The following is a 24675-nucleotide window of genomic DNA, read 5'->3' on the forward strand; positions in this document are numbered from 1 at the left end:
TGTCGCGCAAAGGATTATTTTGTTGAGTTTTTTCATTACATACAATTAAAAGTTCTTCATGATATAATATTTTCAACTTATATAATTTACCATTTTATAAAAGGAGGTAACTATTATGAATAAATGGATTATCGCTATCATATATTGCTCTCTTTTAACAACATTTTGTTATTTATCCATTAAAACTGTACTTTTATCTGCTACGAATCATACTTCATTTCCAAATCCTCAGTTTTTTGTTGGGATATTTGGATTAACATTTGGCGTTTGGATATTAGCATTTGGAATACGAAAATATATTTCGTTTGCTACCGAGAATAAACAAGAACGCCGAAAACTTAAAACCATGTTTTCTATCATTTCAGTTGTATCTTGCTACGCTGCAACTATGTTATTCTTTATCTAATTCAGTTTAAAATTTATACATATATTCATTCTATTCATCTAAATAAAACTCAATATTCCGTCAATAATGCAGATAGGCGATAGCCAGAACTCATTTAATGAAGTCCCTAGCCTTTCTCCATTCCCCCTTGGAGATCCAGCCGAGCAGTTAGCTTTAGCTAGCTGCTTTTTTATTTGTGACAAAATGAAATTTTTATTTAGTTTTACGCTTCACTTCTTTTATCAGCCAAGATACGAGATTAAAATCATTTGCTTCAACCCTTAAAGATGTCCCAGTCAAAAAGCATTCCTTCATATCCTCAAGTAATTCTTCCGCAGCTTCAATTCGTTCCATATCCATTCTCCTTTCTACTAAAATAGCGTTTTTGTTTAAAATAATAGCTCCAAACTACTTGGACACATTTACCAGCTTATTCACCGCAAAATTCATGTTAAAATCACTTGTGAGTACGACATAACTCAACCTGAAGCCCTGTAGCATTTCCTGCGGGGCTTCTTTTTCAACAAGCAGTTAGTTAATTGCGCTGACTACCTTGTTGTACAAAATAACGATTTTGTTACTTTTCCGTAACCACTTTAGGTTTATATACATGTTACAATTTATAAGATTTTGCAGATTACCCCTTGCAAATCCATATGTCTATTCTGCCCTTGCGCCCTAGAATGCAAGGGCAATTTTTTTTATAAAAAATAAGGATTTTGTTAAAAAGTTACATATATATGTTTTTCGTTATATAATTAAATTATTAATATATTAGGAGTGTTAATGATGTCAGAAACAATAATGATTTTGTTATACATTTGTTTCGGAATGAGTGCAGTTTTTAGCTTAATAAGGGAATTTCGAAAGCCACAGAAAAACCAGTTCTTAATTTTATTTGATTTTCTAATTTTGATAGGTGCTATATTTTTAATAGCTAGTATCTTTATCTAAATTACATAACGAGAACTCCCGTATGGAGCAAAGCAGCCTAGCGAAAGCTACCTGCTTTTTTTATTAAATAACTATTTTATAAAAAATCTTTAATGAGCTAATCCTTACAGTTTTGTAATACTAATGTCACTAAAATCAATTTTTTCACTATAAACTCTTTACTATAATTTTCCTTATACACAAACAAGAATTGTTAAGAAATAACTAAGAATTAATTAAGAAACCGTTAAGCCTCAGTTAAAAAAATTTTCACATAATAAAGTTATAGACACACAATAAGGAGCGATTTAAAAATGTCTTTTTCTCAATTAAATATTGATGCTTTTCGAGCTATCAATGATTTAGGGAAGCAATATTCATCCCTAAACTCAACTATGGTATTTTTGGCGGAATATATGGTGTATTTTTTAGGTTTAATTATTATGGCTTATTGGTTTACTCAATCTAGAAAAAACAAAATGATGATTATTCAAGCAATGGTTGCTTTCGTAACTGCTGAAATAATTGGAAAATTAGCAGGGAATTTGCATTTGAATTATCAACCATTTGCAGTATTACCTAATGTTAATAAACTTGTCGATCATGCAGTAGATAATTCATTTCCTAGCGACCATACGATTCTATTTTTTTCAATTTGTTTTTCATTTTGGCTTGTTCGTAAAAAGACTGGGTGGTTATGGCTTGTACTTGCATTTTGTGTAGCTATTTCTCGTATCTGGGTAGGAGTTCATTATCCTTTCGATGTCGTAACAGGGGCTCTAATAGGAATTATTTCAGCACTATTTTCGTATTGGTTAACACCGAAAATTACATTTATCAAACAATTACTTAATCTTTATGAAAAAATAGAGCAAAATGTAATACCATCCAAAAACAAATCGAACAACTTTTGATTATGGAACACACTAAAAGATTACATATATTATTGAGTATTCTTTTTCAATATTGTCTAGGTCATTGAGCGCTTTAAAAAGCGCTCTTTATTATTAAATAACGATTTTGTTACATTTTTGTAACTACTCTAGGTATATATTAATGTTACAATTTTATAAGATTTTGCAGATTACCCCTTGCAAATCCATATGTCTGTCCTGCCCTTGTTGCCCCTTCAACAAGGGCAGTTTTTAATAAAAAATAGAGAGTTTGTTAAAATTCCACTTCAATTCACTTTAATTATGATTTAATCTGTATAATTCATTTTTTCAAAAAAGGATAACGTAATGAGAAAATATTTTAGTTTCATTTCAGTTTTGTTAACTCTTATCGTACTTTTCAATTTTTATAGATCTGATAGTAATCTAAATTATTTAATATTTGTATCACTGATTTTAATTATTTTTGCTCCAAAAGGTATAGAGAGGAATTTTGCTATTATTATTTTTATACTTGTAAGTATTTTCTACCCCATCTTTTCCATTATTGTTGCTATGTTCGGGGCTAGCTGAAACTCATCTCAAATAATCCTCTTTCTCCAAAATAAGGATTTTGTTTAAATTACTTCTAGATCCCACTTGACCATTTTCTTTAATGACAGGCTCCATAAATCCAAGTAAGGCATACAATATTAAAAATTTACTCATGAAAATCTGATTACAATTTTTAAAGTTTCATGAGACACTCCACTTAGATCACCTATTTTTCTAAGAGCACACATATTTGTGTGCTCTATTCATTTGTAACTAAATAACTATTTTATTAAAAATTCATTTGATCACTTTTTGTATCATCCTTACAAAATCATTAGGCTATCGTCACACAATAGTAAAATTCGTTCTGTAATCACTGCATAGAAAGTGTTATTATAGAAACCCAAACAATTAAACAAATTTAAAAGGTGAACTTAAATGAAAAAAATCTTATTACATCCTTTATTAATATCTTGTATTATTAATATTTTGCTTCTAATTATATTGACGTATTACATCGTAAATCACAGTAGTATGCCAACAGAATTTAATCAAAATGTATGGCATAAAACAGAAGAATTAGCTAAAAAAGAAACTATTAAACATTTTAAAAAAGAAAAAAATATTGATATTGTAATTGATGAAATTATTCTTCCAACGGAGCATACTTACTGTGAGATTTATATAAATGGACATGTTGCAGGTCATACTGACAAAAAGCTCTCTGCTACTGTATACCCTCGTAAACACTACAAAGTCAAAGAGAATTCTTACGATAAATTTTGTGGCAGATAACTATTGTTTGCTGCTATTTCATTTGAAATAACGCTTTTGTTATAAAACTTTTTTCATTCTGCCCTCAAAACCGTATTCCTTTTTCAAGTGATTTCTAGCCATTCGATAAGAAGGAAACCATAACCGCTCATCGTTGAATGGACTATCAACTGTAAGATCAAAATGCCCATCATTCTCTACTATTACGAATTTATACAATCCGTCTTGCGCTTCCCATTTGCCCATCTCTCATCCCTCGTTTTTATACAAAATTCAAATTTTAATATTTATCAAAAACTTTAAACATATGAATGTCTCGTAAAATACTTGTAAAGATTGCTGTCATTCTCACCTTTTGTCCTGAACTTGTTATTTATTAAAGGTGCGACAAACGTTCTACACGCAATCCTTTATGAAGTTTTTATTCCATGATGCTAGGAGAAATCCTAGCCTTTTTTTATTTCACATCAACACGTTTTTGACTGGATTCCCTACTAAATCCATTTGGATACCTTTTTGCTAGTTTGGCAATGTTCATTTGAGCAATATCTTATAAGGTATATCCAATTTCATGAGACATGATTGAAATGTAGTACAAGATATCCCCTAACTCTAAAGCGATTTTATGAGTATTTCCTTCTTCTTCTCCTGGACAATGAGCCGGATCAAAACCATGACCATGAAAAATAGCTTTTTTTACAATATCAGCAACCTCGCCAGCTTTCCCCGTAAGCCCTAATGCTGCATTTAAAACACGTCCACCGAAATCGTTATTTGTATTCCATGTACGTAATGCCGCTTCTTGATATTGATCTAATTCACAAATTTGATTGATATTCATTACAGCTTGTCCTCCCTTTGATTTACTGATTAATTTAGTTGCTGCATATACACCGTTTTCCATTTCTTTCATTTTGATTTCCCCTTCCTATTTAGCAAATCCCTAATCCTATTGGACGATTTTCAATCATATACTTATCAGCCTGATCTATTACAAGGAGTGCCACCTCTGCTTGGTGTCTCCTCAACGCTTTTGCCATCTTCGGTAAACTCATACCTTGACTCCACATTTCACGAAAACGTATAACGTCCCTTTCATCCCAAATGAAGTTAGCTTCTTCTAAAGCGATGTATATTTTCAAACATGATTCCTTCATCGCTTCATGATTTCTTGCTACGCTCATAAGCGAACCTACCTTCTAAAAATGATTATTTTATCTTTTCAGTAAACTTAGTATCCACGCGATCAACTTTCCCATTAACCCAAACCGCAACTTTACTATTGAAACAAGGAGTTAACCCTAAAGTTATCAGTGAAAGATTAGGTCATACAGACATTTCAATGACATTAAGTATTTATTCTCATGTTTTACCGAATATGCAGGAAGAAGCTGTTAAAAACTTCGGTAAAAGTATCTTTGGATAACTCATGTTTGCAAAATGTTTGCATTTTATAAAAATAAGTCAAACAAGTCTTGTATTACCAAGGTTTGTTTGACTTAATGCATACTATATGAAATAGTGTTTCTAAAATACTCCCTACACCACCAACACGTTTGCGAAGCAATTCTTCCTCAGTAAGTTGCTCACACCACTTAAACCAATCCTCTCTTACTTGCCAATTATACCGAAATAAAACTAGCACATTTATCACTCTCCATATCTATTATCCACTTTACAGCATCTATTACATAATGTGGCTCATCTTTTTGAATATGGTGACCACTATTTTCTGCAATTATAAATTTATTATTGGTTGATAATTGTAATAATTCTTCTTGCAATTGTAACCATTTCATTTGTGCATCTTGCGAATAAAAAGCTTTTTTACCTGCAGCTAACACGACAAGTGGAATATCTCTCATTGACTTACAATGTTTACCTGCTTCACCTAAACTATACATGAACTCTTCGTATGGGCTTTCATATATAAATTGCTTATAGTAAGCTTCTTGAAATTCAAAAGACATTATTGGCAAAAAATCCTCTTTATAATTTTCTGGTGTCGAATCAACTAAAACTACTCCCATCGTATCTTCAGGATAAAAAGCCGTAAATAAACGTACATTTATCCCCCCAAAGGAATGTCCTACAAAAATATAGGGTGGCTTAAGTTGTGATTGCTTTAAGCAATCTCTTAATTCTTTTACCATTTCAGAACTAATACGTTGCTTGGAACTCTTCCCACTTTTCCCCAATCCAGCTCGATCATATGTAAGTACCGTCCCATATTCAGTCAGTCCTTCCGCAATATGATCCCATGCCTTTGAATAATCACCATAACCTGCTTCCATTATAATAACAGGCTGCAGCTTCTCTCCTTGGAATATTTTCGTATATATTTTAAAGTCATCAACTTTTACATATTCCTCTATACACTTAACCATTCACAATCACTTCTCTTCGATTAAGTTCCTCTACTATTCGATCAATTATTTCACTTACAGATAATGAACCATCTAAAACGATATCCGAATTTGGCTTAACAGTATTACTTGCCTCTAAATAAGCTTTTCTCGCATGCGTTATATAATGCTTCAAATCTTTATGCAGTTCAATAATTGGTTCATCTTTAAAGTCCCTTATAATCCGTCTAGCCATCGCAATATCTAAAGGAGTGTCAACATAAATAGTTACATCAATTAAATCCCGCATGCTACTATTTAAGTAGGCAAACGGATAATCTACAATAAGATAGTCTATATTACTATTTTCTAGGAGTTGCTGAATATCAGTAATCAATGGTGTTAGTACCCATTCATCATAATCGGCACCATCATCTATCCATTTACAAATTTCAGCCGGGCAGTTATTAAACTTATAACTATCAAAATATAGAGCTTTTGAATTTTTTAAATCCTGAGTTAATCTTTCTGTAATTGTTGTTTTCCCACCCCCTGAAACAGCTGCAATTGTAATTACCTTTGTTTTCTCATTCATAATTTTCACACCATACCCTTTTCATTGTTGTTAACATAATATAATTATAAAATACTATTATTGATTATTGTTCCATTCATATTCTAACATACTCATTTCCCATAAATTCCAATACGTATCTCCTACTTTTCTCGCATCTCTTAATAATCCTTCTTTTACAAACCCTATTTTTTCATAACATGTAATGGCTGAAGTATTAAAATCAAAAACACCAAGTGTAACTCGATGCAGTTTTAATTCATTAAATGCAATATATAGTACAGCTCTCATCATTTGCTTCCCTATAGAACGTCCTCTCATATTTGTATCACCAACCAATACTTTTCCAATTCTGGCAGACTTATTTACATTGTCTATTTGTCCAAGCGAAATGTGCCCAATAACGTTTTTAGTTTCTTCATCTATTACTTTAAAAACGAACGTATTTGAATTCTCACAATTAGCACTTTCGATATATCTTTCTAATTGCTGTTCATTTAATGGATATGTAAATGCATTTCCTGACCATTGTATTAAAAATTCTTTGGAATCGATCCAATTTATTAATTGCTTAAAATCATTTCTTGTAAAGTTTTCTAGTTTAATCATTCCTATTCTCCTTTCGTACACCCTTCTATATACCCTAAAACTTATTTCTATATGAAAAATATATTCTCTTTTGCACAAAATAAAAAGCCATTCACAAGAATGGCTTTACACAAATAAAGCATAATTATGCTTTATTTGCTACGTCAACACCATTTAAATCAAACTCAGCAGTAACAGTTGTAACAGGTGGTATAATTGCTTCAATTTTACATACAGATATAATTGCTGCAACTGAACCAGGAATAGCAGCAAGCTTCACGACATCACAAGTTACCGAAGAAACAGTACCTACATAAGTACGTCCTTCTGTATTAATTGCAAAGCGAGAAAAATATAAAAACTGACCTCTAATTGTTAGAGGTCAGTTTTTATATTTTTAATTTTATAGTTTGCTAGACTGTAACCCCTGAATAAACTGAACCACTTCAGGATTTACAAGTGACGATAAGTCTCCTAATTCTTTTCCTAAGTATGCAGCTTTAATAACACGTCTCATAACTTTGGAATTACGAGTTTTTGGTAAATCTTCTACAACGTGAATATCTTTAGGGCATAATGCTTTTCCAATATGAGAGTTTACTAAGCTCATTAATTCTTTCTTTAATTCTCTCGAGAAGATTACACCGTCTCGCAATACTACGAAGCAATGACAAACCTCACCTTTCACTTCGTCAGGGACACCAATTGCTGCTGCTTCTATTACATCATTATGTTTCACAAGAATAGATTCATATTCAGCAGGTCCAATACGTTTTCCAGCAATATTTAGCGTATCATCTGAACGTCCTGTTATGATATATTGTTCACCGTCATAAATGACCCAGTCACCATGCACCCATTTATTTTCAAAACGTGACCAATATGTGTTTACATAACGCTCATCATCTTCCCAGAAACTTTTCGTCATACCCACCCAAGGTTTTTCTAAACATAATTCTCCAACTTCATCACGAATCGGTTTACCTTGGTCATCGAGTACAACCGCTGCCATTCCTGGTAAAGATGCATTAAAACTAATCGGTGCAATCGGCTTAATTAGGACATTCCCAAAAATCCCACCAGAAATTTCAGTTCCACCTGAATAGTTACAGATTGGGACTTTCCCTTTTCCAACCGTTTCAAACAGCCACATCCATGGATCTGGATTCCAAGGCTCTCCTGTTGATGCGAATACTTCTAAACTCTTTAACGAGTGTTTATTTGCATACTCATCACCTTTTGACATTAACGCACGGATTAATGTTGGTGAAATACCGAGATGAGTAATTTTATATTTATCGACTGTCTCCCATAAGCGGTCTGCTTCTGGGAAATCTGGAACGCCTTCGTACATAACCATCGTTGCTCCATTAATAAGAGAACCGAATAATAAAAATGGCCCCATCATCCAGCCCATATCGGTTACCCATAATACCCGGTCGCCTTGTTTTATATTCATACCAAATCCCGCATCAAATGCAGACTTTAGTGGGAAACCAGCATGCGTGTGTACCGTTCCTTTCGGTTTTCCAGTCGTTCCTGATGTATAAATGAGCATTAACGGATCATCACTATGCATTTCTTCAGCATGTGTGAATGGTTTTTCTTTTTCTAACGTACTCCATGAAAAATCATAGTTATGCGGTGTAAAATCATTTCCTGCATGACGAACAATTACAACCTTTTCAACTGTTGGGCAATGTTCACAAGCTTTATCTACTTCTTCTTTTAAAGAAACAATTTTCCCACGACGTGAAAATCCATCTGCAGTAATAATCATTTTTGAACCAGCTGCTTGTACGCGAGTCATAACTGCATCAGCAGCAAATCCTGAAAATATTGGCGAAATAATCGCTCCAATTTTCATTACAGCTAGCATAGCAACAACTGTTTCAGGAATCATCGGCATATAAATTGTTACACGATCGCCTTTCTCAATACCTACATGTTTTAAGCCATTCGCAACACGGCTTACCCAGCTATCAAGCTCTTCATACGTAAATGATTTCGTTGTTCCATCTTCTCCTTCATACATAAGTGCTGGCTGTGTTTTCGTTTCATCATCAGCAAGCCAGCGAGATAAAGCAGATTCTACTACATTACAAGTTCCCCCATTATACCACTGTGCAAAAGGTGTACCATTTTCTAAATCTAATACTTCTGTATATTGTTTCATCCACTGATAGCCAACCGCTTTCTCAGCTTCTCCCCAAAACCACGCTGTTTCTTCAATCGACTTATTATAAAAAGCTTCGTAATCTTCATAGCCTAATGATTTCATCCAACTAAATAAACGCGTTTTTTCTTTATATTCTTCTGTTGGAAACCAAACTGCTTGTTTCAATGTTTTCCCCTCCTTGACTTTTTGAGCAAGAAAGCCCTAAATAGGGCTTTTAAACTGGATATACAGGATGTTTGCGATCCGTGAACACTTGATATTTACTCATATACATTTCGAATCGTCCTTTTAACTCTTCACGTAAATTGTTTGGATGAACAATACCATCAATCACCATCTCTGATGCTAAATGATAAATATCAATATCTTTCTTATACTCTTCACGTTTTTCAGCAATGAAGCTTGCACGTTCTTCTTCTGGTAAAGCTGCAATTTTATTTGCATATACAGCATTGACCGCTGCTTCTGGACCCATTACTGCAATAGAAGCTGTCGGTAATGCTAAGCAGCAATCTGGTTCAAAGGCTGGACCTGCCATTGCATATAAACCAGCGCCATATGCTTTACGAACAACGATAGAAATTTTCGGTACAGTTGCTTCACTCATTGCAGAGATCATTTTTGCACCGTGACGAATAATACCAGCACGTTCTACTTTTGTACCAATCATAAATCCAGGTACATCTGCAAGGAATAATAATGGAATATGATATGCATCACATAAATTAATAAACTTCGCTGCTTTATCAGCGGAATCGTGGAATAAAACGCCGCCCTTCATACGCGGTTGATTTGCAATAATGCCGATAGGCTTACCATCGATGCGTGCTAAACCTGTAATTAGTTCTTGAGCGAATAATTTTTTCACTTCAAAGAAAGAGCCTTCATCAATAATTCTATTAATAAGATCTTTCATATTGAAAGGAGCATTTTGATTTTCTGGAATGATTTCTTCTAACGTTTTATCGAACTGTTTCGGTTCTTGAGGTGTAATCAAAGGAGTCTTTTCTAAATAGTTACTTGGAAAATATGAAATATATTGTCTTGCTTGAGTAATTGCATCTTCTTCTGTTTTACATAAAACATCTCCGCATCCTGATACTGAGCAATGCATACGTGCTCCGCCCATTTCTTCTAAAGTTACCTTCTCACCGATAACCATTTCAGCCATACGAGGAGACCCTAAATACATAGATGCATTTCCTTCAACCATCATAACAACATCACAAAATGCTGGAATATACGCACCACCAGCTGCTGAAGGTCCAAATAGTAAGCAAATTTGTGGAACTTTACCTGATAATTTCACTTGATTATAAAAGATTCTTCCTGCACCGCGGCGTCCAGGGAACATTTCAACTTGATCTGTAATACGTGCCCCAGCAGAGTCAACTAAATAAAATAACGGCACGCGTAACTTCTCAGCCGTTTCTTGAATACGTAAAATCTTTTCAACTGTACGTGATCCCCATGATCCGGCCTTAACTGTTGAATCATTTGCCATTACACACGCAGTACGACCATGTATTTTACCAGTCGCAGTTACAACACCATCAGCTGGTAGTCCTGTTTGTTCACAATTTGCAAATAATGCATCTTCCACATATTCGCCATTATCAAATAAAAGAGCTAAACGATCGCGAACAAAAAGTTTTCCCTTTGCTTTGTTTTGTTCATGATATTTCGGTGCTCCGCCTTGCTTAATTATTTCAACTCGTTCCTCAAATGAATTAGATTGTTGTTTTTGGTCTAACATATTTACTCCCCCTTATACATAGGCTTGCGTTTTTCCTTAAATGCCTGTAATCCTTCTAATCTATCTTTCGTATGGATTACACCCTCATACGCTTGTTTTTCCATTTGTAATCCGGTATGTAAATCTACTTGAATACCATTTGAAATTGCCTCTTTTGCTAATCGAACAGCAATTGGACCATTACTAGCAATTCGCTCTGCAATTTCAATTGCTTTCTCCTCTAGTAAATCAGCTGGTACGACGAATTCTACTAAACCATATTCTTTCGCTTCTTGCGCCGAAATACGTCTTCCTGTATAAATTAACTCTTTCGCTCTACCTACCCCTATTAATCTTGGCAAGCGCTGCGTACCACCTGCTCCTGGTATAATTGCAAGTGAAGTTTCAGTAAGACCAAGGCTTGCGGAGTCAGAAGCCATTCTAAAATCACAAGCTAAGCTTAATTCAGTACCACCACCAAGAGCGATTCCATTTATAGCGGCAATTACAGGCTGTGGTAATTGTTCAACCATCTCCATAGTAGAACGAATCATACCAACAGCATGGCGAACTTGTTCTTCATTCATGCCAGCGCGTTCTTTTAAATCAGCACCAGCACAAAACGCTTTTTCACCAGCCCCTGTTAAAATAACTACGCGTGTATTCGCTTCTTCGTTTATTTGAGTTAATATAGTTTGTAATTCATCTAATAATGCTAAAGATAATGAGTTTGCTTGTCTTTCACGATTTAACGAAATCTTTACAACGTGCGGTGTAACATAGTCAACTGATATGTTTTGTAATTGTAGCATCTTCTCACCTACTTATCGTTTTATGTTGAAGCGCTCTATACACATGACTCGGTAATTGGATATTTAATTTACTTTGAATAAATTGACTAGCCCTCAATAACTTTTCTTCATCTATATTTGTTTGGACCCCCAACTTATGGAGCATATGTACTAAGTCATCAGTTGCAACATTACCCGATGCTCCTGGTGCATAAGGACAGCCTCCAAGTCCACCACAAGAACTATCAAACGTTGTAATACCATATTCTAAAGACTTAACTACATTTGCAAGTGCCATTCCATACGTATTATGAAAATGCATTGCAAACTGCGCAGCATCATACTTCTTTAATAAATGATCTAACACTTGCTCTACTTGTAACGGATTTGCTACACCAATCGTGTCACCAAGAGAGATTTCATAAATGCCATATGAAAATAGTTGATTACATAATTCATCAACAGCTTCTACACTTATATCCCCTTCATAAGGACAGCCAAAAACAGTAGAAACATATCCTCTTACTTTTTTCCCTTCAAACATTGCTTGTTTCGTTAAATCTTCGATCACAGCTAATGCTTCCTTGATTGATTTATTAATATTACTTTTATTATGAGATTCACTTGCTGATAAAAAAACATTCACCTCATCTACATTTTGCAAAAAAGCTCGTTCCAAACCATTTTGATTTGGAACAAGCGCTGCATATGTAACATTTGGATCCCTTTTTAGCTCAGAAAATACATCACTTGCATCAGCTAATGCAGGAACCCATTTAGGGTGAACGAATGAGGAAACTTCAACGTACGACAATCCCGCTTCTGTAAGTAGTTGAATCCATTTTACTTTATCTTTTGTGCCAACAATCTTTTTTTCATTCTGTAAGCCATCACGTGGCCCTACTTCTTTAATGACAGCAAAATTAGGTAGTTTCAATTCGCTTCCCCCTATATCTCCCTATTCAATTTCTAGTAATACATCTCCTTCATTTACAAAATCGCCTTCTTGTACGTTTATTTTCATAACCGTTCCAGCTTCTTCTGAAATGATTGGAATTTCCATTTTCATAGATTCCAAAATGACGACATCCTGCTCTTCCTCTACTGTATCTCCTACTCCTACAACTATCTTCCAAACATTTCCTGCCATCGATGCATATACTTTCGTCATCATTTTTTCCCCCTTAATATTCATAAACCTTATTTTTTAACAAGTTGTTTCGTTACAAAACCCGTTGTATAAATACCACTTTTGAACACATCGTCTTCCAATACTTGCAGTAGCATTGGTGTATTTGTTTTAATACCTTCTACTTTTAACTCTTCTAGAGCATTTTCTAATTTTGAAATTGCCTCTTCACGAGTTTCACCATGAGCAATGACTTTTGCAATCATTGGATCATAGAAAGGTGTAATTGTTACATTATTCTCTAAAAAGTGATCAATACGTACACTTGTCGGTAACGTTAAATCTGTAATTTTCCCTGGTGACGGGAAGAATGTTTTCGGATCCTCTGCATAAATACGGGCCTCAATGGCATGACCACTACGTTTTACATCATCCTGTGTAAATGATAGCTTTTCACCGCATGCAATAAGGAGTTGTTGTTCAACAAGGTCTAAACCAGTAATTTCTTCCGTAACTGGATGTTCTACTTGTAATCTCGTATTCATCTCTAAGAAATAGAAGTTTTTCTGATCATCTACAAGAAACTCAACTGTACCTGCATTTGTATAACCAAGTGCTTTAGCAGCTTGTACAGCAACTTCTCCCATAGCTTTTCGTGTACCTTCATCTAAAAATGGTGAAGGTGCTTCTTCAATTACCTTTTGATTCCGGCGCTGTACTGAACATTCGCGTTCCCATAAATACACAGTATTACCATGTGTATCTGCTAAAAGCTGAATTTCAATATGGTGTGCATCTGCTATATAGCGCTCTAAATACATTTCTCCGTTACCAAAGAAGTTTTGTGCTCTTGTTTTATTACTTTCAAATGCTTTGGTGAGCGTTTGCTCAGTTTCCATCAACTGCATTCCAATGCCTCCGCCGCCCGCGGATGCCTTAAGCATTAATGGATAACCAATTTGTTTTGCAATTTCAATTGCTTCTTCAGCAGTTTCAATATTTGTAGTAATACCTGGAACTACTGGTACATCTGCTGCTTGCATTGCTATACGTGATTCAATTTTACTTCCCATCTTCGTAATGATTTCTTCTGAAGGACCGATAAATACGATTCCTTCTTCTTTACAGCGAATCGGAAAAGATGGATTCTCTGATAATAATCCGTATCCTGGATGGATTGCTTCAGCATTTGTCTTCTTTGCTATTTCAATAATTTTTTCAAGATTTAAATAGCTTTCTTGGACACGTGGCCCACCTACTAAGTAAGCCTCATTTGCCATTTTCACATGAAGGGCATTTTCATCTGCCTCAGAATAAATAGCAACGGTACGAATCCCAAGTTTTTGACAAGTTTTCATAATACGAACTGCGATTTCCCCGCGATTAGCAATTAATATTTTTTGAAACATAGTGATCCCTCCTTTTTATCTACATCCTAAATGTCTTGCGATTACGAGACGTTGAATTTCAGAAGTTCCTTCACCAATTTCTAATAGTTTTGCATCACGAATATGACGTTCAACTTCATATTCACGCATATAGCCATATCCACCATGAATCTGTACTGCTTGATTCGCTATACGACTTGCTGCTTCAGAGGCAAACAGTTTTGCCATAGCCGCTTCTTTACCGAAAGGTTTATCATTATCTTTTAACCAAGCTGCTTTATGTACTAAATTACGCGCTAATTCCACTTCAGTCGCCATATCAGCCAATTTAAATTGAATCGCTTGGAAATTAGAAATTGTTTTTCCAAATTGTTGACGTTCTTTCGCATATTGCAGTGCACGTTCAAATGCTGATTGTGCAATACCTACTGCTAATGCTGCAATTGAAATACGCCCTCCATCAAGTGTATATAAGAATTGTTTAAATCCTTTGTTTACATCACCAAGTATATTTTCTTTCGGTACACGCACACCATCAAGTATGATTTCACAAGTATTAGAAGCGCGAACGCCCATCTTATCGTAAGGACTTGAAATCGTTAATCCTTCACTAGTAGTCGGTACAATGAATGCAGAAATACGTTTTTTACCATTCTCTTCAACACCATTGATAGCGGTTACAATGATTGTATTTGCATACTCTGCATTTGTAATCCAACACTTTTCGCCACTAATTACATATTCATCGCCATCTAAAATTGCTTTCGTCTGTGTGCCTCCTGCATCAGATCCAGCGTTTGGCTCCGTTAATCCGAAAGCACCTAATGTTTTACCTGATGCCATTGGAACTAAATACTTTTGCTTTTGTTCTTCTGTACCGAAATAATAAATTGGAGAAGCTCCTAATGAAATTGTTGCAGCGTAGCTTAAACCTGTCCCACCACAAGCACGACCAATTTCTTCAACTGCTAACGCGTACGATACTGTATCGCCACCTGAACCTCCATACTCTTCTGGGAATGGGATGCCTAATAATCCTAGTTCGCCCATTTTTTGAAATGTTTCATATGGAAATTCCGCAGTTTTGTCATAATATACAGCCTTCGGTGCGATTTCCTTTTCAGCAAAGTCACGTACCATTTCTTTAATCATTTGTTTTTCGCGAGTTAGAGTAAATTCCATTCCGCTACACACCCCTTATCGAATATTGAGTTTCGACAGCGTGCGAGTTTGTACTACAAACATTACTACTTAAAAGACAAAAAAATTAGTTAGACAATTGCTACAATTCTGTCATAACTCAATTTTAAAACAGATTCTGTACTAATGCACAAAAAAATTCCTACATTGTTCTACAACAATATAGGTAGTTTCATGTCGAATTATGTATTTTTTTGTTTAATAATCTCTATTTTTTTCCCGAATCAAAGATTTTCACTAACACCTCAGGATGTGATTCGAAATATGTTTATTTTAATAAATACTTTTCATCAAACCGTATTGCCTACGATTTTAATATGGTAATCAAACTGCTAACTGTTTTTCGCTTCTCTGCATATTTATAAAGTTCTTCTAGCATATGCTCATACATTTTAAAACTGTGTTTTATCATACCTAAAAATAAGCTCGCATACATTTCAATTTGATAAATAGCGCGGCGTATGCATTAATAACTAATGAAAATTCTTCCTATAATTTTTAAACACTACCTTCTGCATTAGCAACATTACATCCTAATTCTTAATCCTTCACTTTGTTATATGTCATAAATATAGATCTTTAATCAGGTTTAAAATTAAAATGACATTCATATTTCAATTAATTTTTAACGTTTTAAAATGCGCGATTGTTAATAGACATTTATACAAATGTTCACGAGTAATAAAATTCGACAATCTATTTTCTTAATCACCTATTTTAACTTTTAATTTAATCGATTTTTTTCGATTTCATTTCATGTCGTGTAAAAGAACCTTTATTACTCCGTATATTACCTTAAAGTTAATCCACTTAAATTCATAAACTGTGCGCATACTTACTTCTGCTCTTCTGCTAGAAAACTATCAACGCTTTCGCTTTTGAAAGCGATAAAGCCCGCTATTTTTTACAGCACCCATAGAACGTTCTCCGATTAACACTGAGTTCTTATGTTAATTCATCCTGTAGTCTATTGTTGTGATTTATTGTTTTAACTTGTTTAACTTAGCCAATATTACGTTACGCCTCTTTTCTGAAATAGAAAAAAGGCAATCGATTTTAAATCGATCGCCTTAAATTTTGTGTTTCTTTTGTAGTTCTTATACCATATTATAATGTTCAATTGAAAGTCCTTATTAGACTACTCCAGTGTAATCAGATAGCCATAGGGCCGTTAACGTTCTACTATTGCTTGATTTTAAATTTCCTAGAAGAATTAAAGGTAGGTGTGTATTAACCGGCCCTGATAGTAATTCATTCCTTTGAGCAACTTGAACAATCGGAGGATTTTGCATGATTTATTTTATTAACTCCGCGGTATTAATCCGTATAATATAAATTGAATCGTATTTTCAATTTCCACTTCATCGTCCCATTTCTCTTCAGGCAATAATAAAAATCGAGTTAAGAGTAATCCTAGTACAGCTGATAAAGTAAGACGTAATACGGAAGATGGTGGTATTTCAATAATTTTCCCATCTTCTTGAAACTTCACAATTAACTTTTTAAAATGTGAAAGTAGTTCTGTTTCCACTAATTGCTGTATTTCACTTTTTAGTTCTGGTTGAAATGGTACTTCTTGAATTAATATTTTTATCATTGGAAAGTGCTTTTTGGCAAATTCAAATCTATTTTTAATTACTACTCTTAAAAGTCCTTCATATGATTCATAATTAGTTTTAAATATTTCTTTTGCAAAAGCTTGTACGAAAAATGGTGCAGCGAACTTTGTTAAAGTTGGCATTACGACCGCTAACAATAAATCTTTTTTCGTTTTATAGTAGCGGAAGATCGTTCCTTCCGCTACACCCGCTCGCTTTGCAATTTCATTTGTTGAAGTTGCAGCGTACCCTTTTTCCCCAAACATATCCACAGCTGCCTCTAATATACGCATTTGACGTTCATTTCGTTTATCAGTATTTGTTGCAGCAATTAATTCTTCAAGCCAATCCTTACTCATTTATAAAGCTCCTTTTTGTCATCATTATATTTTACGATGTTTCTTTAAAGCAAATACATTTCCTACTGCAAATAATAGTGAAAAAAGAAGTAAAACAGTAAGATCTACTGCAATCTCTTTAAATCCTTGATTTCGAATCATCACTTGTCTCATTGCGTCAGCACCATATGTGAGGGGAAATAATTTCCCTAACATTTGTAACCACTTATTCATGGATTCAATTGGAAACAACCCAGAAAAGAAAACTTGCGGTACGATAACAAGCGGTATAAACTGGATCATTTGAAATTCATTATTTGCGTATGCCGATAGAAATGTACCTAATGTTAGGGCAGTTAAAGAAAGCATACATGTAATAAGTAAAGTCAACCAGATGGAGCCTGCTACATATAAGTCTAAAATATAAACCGAAAAACTTACGATAATGATAGATTGTATAAATGCAAAGATTCCAAAACCAATAATATATCCTACAACTATTTCCCATCTTCTCACTGGTGTGGACAATAATCTCTCTAATGTACCACTTAAACGTTCTCTTACAAAAGATACTCCTGACAATATGAATACAAAGAAAAATGTAAAGAAACCGATTAATACGGGACCAAGTCCATCAAACATCGTAAAGTCTTTAGATCCATGTAAATAATTAACTTCAGGCTTCATAATTGATACATCATTTTTCTCTGTGCTTTTTTGCAATACTTGAAGTACAGCACGATTTTTTGATGAATCACTGCCTTCTAATAGAAGATTCATCTTTCCATTTTCTAAATGAATTACTGCATCTACCTTTTGCTTTTCTAACTCCGAAATTGCTTTCTCTTTGCTATATTCATAAATTGATGCTTCTTGATTCTTCATCGCTTTTACTATAGGAGCAGGCACATCTACTACAGCAATATGCGGTATATAATCTTTTTGTGTAAATACTAGAGACAATAACCAAAGCAATAACATAGGTGCCCCAAACATCATTGCTAAAGAACGCTTATCTCGAAAAAATTGACGAATGATACGGATAATTACACCATTAACTCTCATGATTCAATCACTCCTTCTAACAAAAAGGCATCCTCAATTCGTCCAGATGATGTTTGTTTTTTCAATTCCTCGGGTGTGCCAATCGCAACTAAATTCCCTTCTCTAATTAACCCTAGTCGTTCGCAAAACTCAGCTTCATCCATAATGTGTGTTGTTACAATAATAGTTGTGCCTTTCTTTTTAAGATCATAAAACTTCTCCCAAATCGACTTTCGAAGAAGCGGATCTATCCCAACTGTTGGCTCATCTAAAATTAATATTTCTGGTTCATGAAGGAGTGCTATCGCCAATGATAAACGCTTTTTCATTCCACCTGAAAAATGCTGCACTTGCTTTTTCAGATGCTGTGACAATTGTACAAGTTCAAAAACTTCTTCGATTCTCTCTTTTTTTCGCTTACCTTTCAATCCATACATCGTTGCAATAAAATCTGCATTTTCATATGCTGATAGTTCTTCGTATAAAGCATCAGCCTGAGCCATATAACCAATTCTTTTCATTTCATTTAAATTAGGCATGTTTGTATTGAAAACAATTACATCCCCTGTAGTTGACTCATTAATACCTGCAATCATTTTAATAAGCGTCGTTTTTCCTGATCCGGAAGGTCCAACCAAGCCAAAAATTTCCGCTTTTTCTACTTGCAACGAAAGATTGTGCAAAACTTCTTTTTTTCCAAATTTTTTTGATACATCTCGTAAAATAATTAAAGGTTGCTGCACTCAAAATCCCCCTTTTTCATAAAATGAGTGAGTACTCACTTTTATTTTACTCTCGAGTTGTTATATGTCAAACTTAATTCATTACTATTTATTTTTGGCCAACAACTACACAATGAAACAGAGTCGACATTAGAATAATTTTTCTTAAAGTCGACTCTGTTTCATTTTGAACCATTACTTCTTATCTATGTTTTTAAATTCATATATTTTCTAATTCTAGCTACATCTAAAGAATATTCGATAATTAATTGCTGTATTGGTAAAATAACCGTTTCAGGATATAAATGTGCATATTGCAATGTTTCCGTATACTTTTCTAATCTTTTTTCTAAATATTTTACAATTTGTTCAGGATGACTTACCAATAAACATTTACAATAATAATGAATTTGTTCTTCAATTGCCGTATATTCTTCAATTTCAAATTCTTTATGCATGTGTACACCCCTTTATATTTTTAATATCGTTTAATAATAACCATTTTAACTCGACTAATTTTTGATTTTTTTGATTATTTACACTATAACAAACTCATTAGGTCAAATTTTGTTACTTTATGTAGCCTGGAAAAATTTTAACAAATTTGTAATAGAAACTTGTACTAAAGTAAAGGTATCTTTACTTAATAATTAATTTCCCTTCAAAATAAAAAAGCCGCACAGATTAATTTAACTGTACGACTACAATTTCTGGCCTATTGAAAATTCTTTGCGGGATTATACTATTCCCCAGTCCTCTACTGACTATCATGGACGTATTTTGCTTCATGTATAAACCTGCAGTATATTTAGGCAATATACCCTGATTAGGAGCAACCAGCCCACCTATAAATGGTAGCCTTACTTGTCCACCATGGGCATGTCCAGATAAAACTAAATCTATTTTTTCATCAGCATACACATTTAAAAATTCAGGTCTGTGAGAAAGTAGTACCTTATATCCATCTGGATTTACTTCATTTTTCGCTTTAACAATCTCATTTTTTACTATAGATCCTTCATTATGGTTTCCACTAGTAAATTCAGGATCATCTATACCTAACAAATATATTTCCTGTCCGTCTTTTTGAATGTTTATATGTTCATTTCTTAAAACAGTGACATGGTTTTTCTTCAATTCTTTCTCTAAACTGCTATATTTCCCTGACCACTTTTCATGATTTCCTGTCACAAAATATACCGGATATTCCTTTACAAGCTCTCGTATTACTTGCAAACTAACTTCTGCATCGTATGATTTACTGTCTATTAAATCACCCGTTATAGTAATGATATCAGGTTTAATACTTTTTACTTTTTTAATTAACACGTCTTGATTATCGCCAAATTTTTTATTATGTAAGTCTGAAAGCTGGAGGATTTTATAGCCTTTAAAAGAGGAGGGAATTTTACTAGATGTTGTTTTAATTTCACTTACACTTATTAAATTGTTCTGCAAATATAAAAATATACTAATACCCACTAACGTACCAATAATCAATATGATTCTATTAATATTTTTTTTCATAGTTTCTCCTAAAAGATTTTCATTAATTTAACATATAGAATTATTTATCTTTTTTATTTTTAGCACCAAAATCCATTAATATTTCCTTACTACTTTATTACTTCAATATGTATTAAACTGCTTTCCATAACGATAACACAAATATCGAGTTCGGATCACCATATCATTGGAATCTTGAATGGCTTCGTATGTCTTCCTGTTATATATTACCTTATCAAATTTTACAAATGAAGATTTCGGATTCCATTCTTAAAATGATAAAAGTCGTTCCAATTATCAAGAAAACAATGAATGAAATTGACACGATTGGAATTCCATTTTTAGATTTGCAAGGAAAATATTTAATTCCTATCCTTAAAAAAGATGTTATGTTTTTCAATCTTATAAATAAGCCCCAAAATATAGGCCGGATAATCTTACACCTTGCGCTTCCGCTTAAAAACTCCAACCAAAAACTAAACACTTTTATACTGGTACTGAATGCGACAAGGGAGATAGATGTTAATTTTCAAAAAGGAATGTTTGTACTTAATTTCGATATTAACGCTAATGTAACCTTAATAGAAAAAGCATTGCCCATTTCAACTTATAGACATGCCCTTTTATTAAAAGATTTTCACGAGCATAATGCTTCGAAAAGAAACAAAAAAGGACCGTATTCCAGTCCTCTTTCTATTTATATGTTATCAATTTAAAAACCTTCAGCATACGCATTTTGCTTTAGGCTCAACCTGTCTTGTTAGTTTAGTAGGCATGTAGCTTTTTTTTCTTCCCCTATATTTATTATCTCCGAATCTGTCCATTTCCACGAATCACATATTTTGTGGAAGTCAATGCAGGAAGCCCCATTGGTCCCCTTACGTGTAGCTTTTGCGTACTGATGCCGATTTCTGCGCCGAAGCCAAATTCAAAACCATCAGTAAAACGGGTCGAAGCATTATGGTAGAGTGCCGCGGCATCGACGGATGTAAAAAATTTGCTGACGTTTTCCTCATTCTCTGTAATAATCGCTTCAGAATGCATGGATCCATAAGTATTTATATGATTAATTGCTTCTTCGGCAGAGGAAACCACTTTGACTGCCAGCGTGAGAGATAAAAATTCTGTTCCCCAGTCTTCTTCTGAAGCCGGTATAATAGAAGAATCAATTTCCAATACTTTATTATCTCCACGTAGCTCTACTCCTCTTTCCTTCAAGGAAGAAAATAGTATGCTACCAAATCGCTGCGCCCAATTTTCATGAAGTATAATCGTTTCAATTGCATTACATACAGATGGACGCTGCGTTTTGGCGTTTATGATAATATCAAATGCCATTTGTTTATCTGCTGTTTCATCAATGAAAACGTGACAATTTCCCGCACCTGTTTCTAGTACTGGAACAGAAGCTTCTCTCACTACAGTATCTATTAACTGTTTGCCACCTCTTGGGATTAGAACATCCAAGTACTCGTTTAATGTAAACAGCTGCTTTGCGCTATCTCGTGACGTATCTTCTATGAGCTGTACGCTTTCTGGAGGTAAGCTCGTTTTTTTGAGCGCTCGGTGAATAACAGCCACGATGGCTTTGTTAGAATACGTAGCGGAAGAGCTACCACGCAAGATCACTGCATTTCCTGTTTTTAAGCAAATTGTGGCCGCATCTACCGTCACATTTGGCCGCGCCTCGTATATCATCCCGACAACACCTAGTGGCACGCGCATCTCCTGAATAGATAATCCATTGGCCCTTTCCCATGCACTTACACACTCTCCAACAGGATCACGCAAATCAATTAGTTGCTTGATACCCTCTGTCATATCAATAATACGCTGTTCATTCAGCATAAGGCGATCAAGGAGAGAAGCAGAAAATCCTTTTGCCTTACCTCCTTCAATATCCCGTATGTTCTCCTCTAAAATATAAGCTGTTTCTATTATCAATTGATCAGCAATCGCGGCAAGTGCTTCGTTTTTTTGATTTGTAGATTTGAGTACAAGTTCTCTAGCAATCTTCTTTGCTTTTTGTCCTTTTGCCAACACTTCATTCATTTTCATTTCCTCCTTTTTAAAGATTAATAGGTAAAATTTGAGACCCGTTTAACTCCAGCAAAGCACTATCATCTAAGCCTTTCCTGCCTAGATATGCGTTGAATTTATTGAAGATTTAGAGTCAGATTTATAACGGTCGATTCTACGCTCTACACTTGGATGAGTCTACTCTATTCTTAAAATGAAACCCAATTATCCCTATGGATGACTTCATAGCTATGCCTTTCACATCGCGCTTGAATGTCTTGGCTCTGCATACCTTTTAGATCCCTTAGTTCCTCTGCACTATATCTGCATTGCCCTTTCCCTATTACACGCCCTTGTTGCGTTACGACCTCCACAACTTCGTCTGCTTGGAAGAACCCAGACACACTAGTAACACCAGCAGGAAGAAGACTCTTTCCATGCTGAATGATGGCAGCGGCTGCTCCAGCATCCACTTCGATTTGTCCGCTGACAAGCGAATGTAACGCGATCCACTGCTTATTCATCTTAATCACTTTTTGAGGGGCATTACCGATATACGTTCCATCACCTTTCCCCTTCAAAACATCTAAAAACTTCTCATGTCCACGACCTGTCCCGATAAATACACTCACCCCAAGAGAAATTGCCGTCTTTGCAGCATCGATTTTCGATTTCATACCGCCAGTTCCCAGTTTTGAGCCAGCATCACCAGCAAGAGAAGCGATTTCTTTCGTAACCTCAGGGAGGAAATAATATTTTTTCGCGTCCGCATTTTTCTGGGGATTCTGGTCATATAAACCGTTCACATCCGTAAAAATCATGAGCATATCCGCCGAAACAAGCCCACTTACTAAAGCTGACAGCATATCATTATCACCAAAAGTCAACTCCTCTAAAGAAATAGAATCATTTTCATTGATTATAGGAAGAGCGGAACGGTTTAGTAGCTCCCCTAAAGTAGCATAAGCATTACTGTATTGTTCTTTTCTAGAAAAATCACTTCTCGTTAGTAAAAGTTGCGCGGTAACGATATCATATTTACGGAATTCCTCCGTGTATGCCTGCATTAACAAACTTTGTCCGACAGCAGCAGCAGCCTGTTTACCTTTAATTGTTACAGGTCGGTTAGGGTACCCTAGAGCAGAAAAACCTGCAGCGACGGCCCCAGATGTAATTAGCAAAACTTCATGTCCTTCCTGTTTCAATCTCGCCAAAGCTGCAACGTGATCTGAAAGTTGTTCCGCAGAGATGCCTCCATGATTAGTCGCCAAGGAACTGCTCCCGATCTTTACAACAATTCGTTGTTTTTTCACTTTTGTACCCCCTAGTCTAAAATCACAGCTTTTATAAATTGCACTTCTATACATGCAGTTTGCAGCAATGTTTCCTCTCATCAATGCTACGCCTATAAAAATAAAGAGCAAAATAAAAATGACCGCTTCGCCCTTAATAAAAAGGACGAAACGGTCATTGTTCCGCGGTACCACCTTCATTGATATACACATATATATCCACTTAGCGCCTATAACGCAGGCGTACGCCTAAACTTTCATTTAAGACTCAGGGATAGGTTCGATACTTTCTATACGAGGAATCTTTCAGCCGGTGAATTCCACTCTCTTTCGCAAGAAGACATATGTACTAGTTCCCTTCAACGATTTTCAATTTAATTTTTATATATTATGCGATATAGTTTGTTTTTGTGTCAAGAGATATTTCGAAAATTTAATAGAGCGACAAGATTTTAGTATGAAATTATGTACAGACTGTATGAATATCATCATATCTAGAGAACGTTGATATAACTATACCTTATTGATTATTCATCAACATAAAGCCTTCTAAACATCTCTTAGCATGCAACAAATAGAGCAAGTCATGTCACAAATCCTCCAACTTCTCCTAATCCTTTATATAAATAATAGAATGTGTTGCTATTATCCAACATGATTTTTAATGTTATCAGGTGGTAGATAATACAAAAAATTTAATTATACTGC

The 24675-nt window shown here is 34.6% G+C and carries 23 protein-coding genes, 6 pseudogenes and 1 other annotated feature; of the genes and pseudogenes, 5 read left to right on the forward strand and 24 right to left on the reverse strand.

Annotation, left to right across the window (positions count from 1 at the left end):
- The first annotated feature begins 115 nt into the window (after positions 1 to 115).
- The gene (locus tag VK90_RS19170) at positions 116 to 406 is read left to right on the forward strand and encodes a hypothetical protein (protein ID WP_048374461.1); all 291 of its coding nucleotides are present in this window, start codon (positions 116 to 118) and stop codon (positions 404 to 406) included.
- Between the two features lie 192 nt (positions 407 to 598).
- Here VK90_RS19170 and VK90_RS30295 read toward each other — a convergent pair whose 3' ends face one another.
- Complete coding sequence (locus tag VK90_RS30295; RefSeq protein WP_197088218.1) at positions 599 to 739, reverse strand: hypothetical protein; 141 nt, start codon at positions 737 to 739, stop codon at positions 599 to 601.
- A gap of 893 nt (positions 740 to 1632) precedes the next feature.
- Here VK90_RS30295 and VK90_RS19180 point away from each other — a divergent pair.
- Together VK90_RS19180 and VK90_RS19185 are read left to right on the forward strand one after the other, a co-directional pair.
- Positions 1633 to 2232, forward strand: a complete 600-nt coding sequence (locus tag VK90_RS19180; RefSeq protein WP_048374465.1) for an undecaprenyl-diphosphatase — start codon at positions 1633 to 1635, stop codon at positions 2230 to 2232.
- 951 nt (positions 2233 to 3183) lie between these two features.
- Complete coding sequence (locus tag VK90_RS19185) at positions 3184 to 3540, forward strand: hypothetical protein (protein WP_048374467.1); 357 nt, start codon at positions 3184 to 3186, stop codon at positions 3538 to 3540.
- Positions 3541 to 3579: 39 nt separating this feature from the next.
- On the opposite strand, the gene VK90_RS19190 is transcribed toward VK90_RS19185, so the two are convergent.
- The 4 genes and pseudogenes from VK90_RS19190 to VK90_RS30800 all read right to left on the reverse strand — a co-directional run.
- Positions 3580 to 3765 (reverse strand): hypothetical protein, encoded by a 186-nt coding sequence (locus VK90_RS19190; RefSeq protein ID WP_048374469.1) that lies wholly within the window; start codon positions 3763 to 3765, stop codon positions 3580 to 3582.
- Positions 3766 to 3976: 211 nt separating this feature from the next.
- Positions 3977 to 4432 (reverse strand): annotated as a pseudogene (locus tag VK90_RS29930) (nucleoside triphosphate pyrophosphohydrolase family protein).
- 19 nt (positions 4433 to 4451) lie between these two features.
- Complete coding sequence (locus tag VK90_RS19200; RefSeq protein WP_048374471.1) at positions 4452 to 4703, reverse strand: hypothetical protein; 252 nt, start codon at positions 4701 to 4703, stop codon at positions 4452 to 4454.
- Positions 4704 to 4728: 25 nt separating this feature from the next.
- Positions 4729 to 4806, reverse strand: a pseudogene (locus VK90_RS30800) (DUF3954 domain-containing protein); the annotation flags it as partial.
- Between VK90_RS30800 and VK90_RS28995 the strand changes: the two are divergent.
- Positions 4790 to 4945: pseudogene (locus VK90_RS28995) on the forward strand (tyrosine-type recombinase/integrase); the annotation flags it as partial. The pseudogenes VK90_RS30800 and VK90_RS28995 sit on opposite strands and share 17 nt — an antisense overlap.
- 72 nt (positions 4946 to 5017) lie before the next feature.
- Here the strand turns inward: VK90_RS28995 and VK90_RS29000 are convergent.
- The 17 genes and pseudogenes from VK90_RS29000 to VK90_RS19280 all read right to left on the reverse strand — a co-directional run.
- Positions 5018 to 5164: pseudogene (locus tag VK90_RS29000) on the reverse strand (DinB family protein); the annotation flags it as partial.
- On the reverse strand, positions 5142 to 5906 hold the full coding sequence (locus VK90_RS19205) for an alpha/beta hydrolase (protein ID WP_048374472.1): 765 nt from the start codon (positions 5904 to 5906) through the stop codon (positions 5142 to 5144). The gene VK90_RS19205 and the pseudogene VK90_RS29000, both read right to left, overlap by 23 nt.
- The gene (locus tag VK90_RS19210) at positions 5899 to 6459 is read right to left on the reverse strand and encodes a hypothetical protein (protein ID WP_048374573.1); all 561 of its coding nucleotides are present in this window, start codon (positions 6457 to 6459) and stop codon (positions 5899 to 5901) included. Before VK90_RS19210 ends, VK90_RS19205 begins: the two co-directional genes overlap by 8 nt.
- A 57-nt stretch (positions 6460 to 6516) precedes the next feature.
- Positions 6517 to 7047 (reverse strand): GNAT family N-acetyltransferase, encoded by a 531-nt coding sequence (locus tag VK90_RS19215; RefSeq protein WP_048374474.1) that lies wholly within the window; start codon positions 7045 to 7047, stop codon positions 6517 to 6519.
- Between the two features lie 124 nt (positions 7048 to 7171).
- Positions 7172 to 7363: pseudogene (locus VK90_RS19220) on the reverse strand (hypothetical protein); the annotation flags it as partial.
- A gap of 66 nt (positions 7364 to 7429) precedes the next feature.
- Positions 7430 to 9370 (reverse strand): AMP-binding protein, encoded by a 1941-nt coding sequence (locus VK90_RS19225; protein WP_048374475.1) that lies wholly within the window; start codon positions 9368 to 9370, stop codon positions 7430 to 7432.
- 49 nt (positions 9371 to 9419) lie between these two features.
- Positions 9420 to 10961, reverse strand: coding sequence for an acyl-CoA carboxylase subunit beta (locus VK90_RS19230; protein WP_048374477.1), 1542 nt, complete (start codon positions 10959 to 10961; stop codon positions 9420 to 9422).
- Between the two features lie 2 nt (positions 10962 to 10963).
- Entirely contained in the window at positions 10964 to 11752 is a 789-nt protein-coding gene (locus VK90_RS19235) for an enoyl-CoA hydratase (RefSeq protein WP_002172031.1), read from the reverse strand.
- A 4-nt stretch (positions 11753 to 11756) separates the two neighbouring features.
- The gene (mvaB, locus tag VK90_RS19240) at positions 11757 to 12668 is read right to left on the reverse strand and encodes a hydroxymethylglutaryl-CoA lyase (RefSeq protein WP_048374479.1); all 912 of its coding nucleotides are present in this window, start codon (positions 12666 to 12668) and stop codon (positions 11757 to 11759) included.
- A gap of 21 nt (positions 12669 to 12689) precedes the next feature.
- On the reverse strand, positions 12690 to 12905 hold the full coding sequence (locus tag VK90_RS19245) for an acetyl-CoA carboxylase biotin carboxyl carrier protein subunit (protein WP_001987345.1): 216 nt from the start codon (positions 12903 to 12905) through the stop codon (positions 12690 to 12692).
- 26 nt (positions 12906 to 12931) lie between these two features.
- Entirely contained in the window at positions 12932 to 14269 is a 1338-nt protein-coding gene (locus VK90_RS19250; protein WP_002172029.1) for an acetyl-CoA carboxylase biotin carboxylase subunit, read from the reverse strand.
- A 15-nt stretch (positions 14270 to 14284) separates the two neighbouring features.
- On the reverse strand, positions 14285 to 15430 hold the full coding sequence (locus VK90_RS19255) for an acyl-CoA dehydrogenase (RefSeq protein ID WP_048374481.1): 1146 nt from the start codon (positions 15428 to 15430) through the stop codon (positions 14285 to 14287).
- A 1321-nt stretch (positions 15431 to 16751) separates the two neighbouring features.
- Positions 16752 to 17405 carry a TetR/AcrR family transcriptional regulator gene (locus VK90_RS19260; protein ID WP_048374483.1) on the reverse strand — a complete coding sequence of 218 codons (654 nt, stop codon included), beginning with the start codon at positions 17403 to 17405 and terminating at the stop codon, positions 16752 to 16754.
- Between the two features lie 24 nt (positions 17406 to 17429).
- Positions 17430 to 18449 carry an ABC transporter permease gene (locus VK90_RS19265; RefSeq protein ID WP_002172026.1) on the reverse strand — a complete coding sequence of 340 codons (1020 nt, stop codon included), beginning with the start codon at positions 18447 to 18449 and terminating at the stop codon, positions 17430 to 17432.
- Positions 18446 to 19171: an ABC transporter ATP-binding protein gene (locus VK90_RS19270; RefSeq protein ID WP_048374485.1), complete on the reverse strand. Its 726-nt coding sequence runs from the start codon at positions 19169 to 19171 to the stop codon at positions 18446 to 18448. Before VK90_RS19270 ends, VK90_RS19265 begins: the two co-directional genes overlap by 4 nt.
- A 185-nt stretch (positions 19172 to 19356) precedes the next feature.
- The gene (locus tag VK90_RS19275) at positions 19357 to 19608 is read right to left on the reverse strand and encodes a hypothetical protein (RefSeq protein ID WP_002172024.1); all 252 of its coding nucleotides are present in this window, start codon (positions 19606 to 19608) and stop codon (positions 19357 to 19359) included.
- A 226-nt stretch (positions 19609 to 19834) separates the two neighbouring features.
- Positions 19835 to 20677, reverse strand: coding sequence for a metallophosphoesterase (locus VK90_RS19280; RefSeq protein ID WP_048374487.1), 843 nt, complete (start codon positions 20675 to 20677; stop codon positions 19835 to 19837).
- A 254-nt stretch (positions 20678 to 20931) separates the two neighbouring features.
- Between VK90_RS19280 and VK90_RS29935 the strand changes: the two are divergent.
- Positions 20932 to 21246, forward strand: a pseudogene (locus VK90_RS29935) (Ger(x)C family spore germination protein); the annotation flags it as partial.
- Between the two features lie 214 nt (positions 21247 to 21460).
- Here VK90_RS29935 and VK90_RS19290 read toward each other — a convergent pair.
- Entirely contained in the window at positions 21461 to 22708 is a 1248-nt protein-coding gene (locus VK90_RS19290) for a glutamate-5-semialdehyde dehydrogenase (RefSeq protein ID WP_048374488.1), read from the reverse strand.
- Positions 22709 to 22884: 176 nt separating this feature from the next.
- Positions 22885 to 23988 (reverse strand): glutamate 5-kinase, encoded by a 1104-nt coding sequence (gene proB / locus VK90_RS19295; protein ID WP_025150559.1) that lies wholly within the window; start codon positions 23986 to 23988, stop codon positions 22885 to 22887.
- Positions 23989 to 24126: 138 nt separating this feature from the next.
- Positions 24127 to 24339: a binding site (T-box leader), on the reverse strand.
- Between the last annotated feature and the right edge of the window lie 336 nt (positions 24340 to 24675).

Source organism: Bacillus sp. LK2 (assembly GCF_001043575.1).
GTDB lineage: Bacteria > Bacillota > Bacilli > Bacillales > Bacillaceae_G > Bacillus_A > Bacillus_A paramycoides.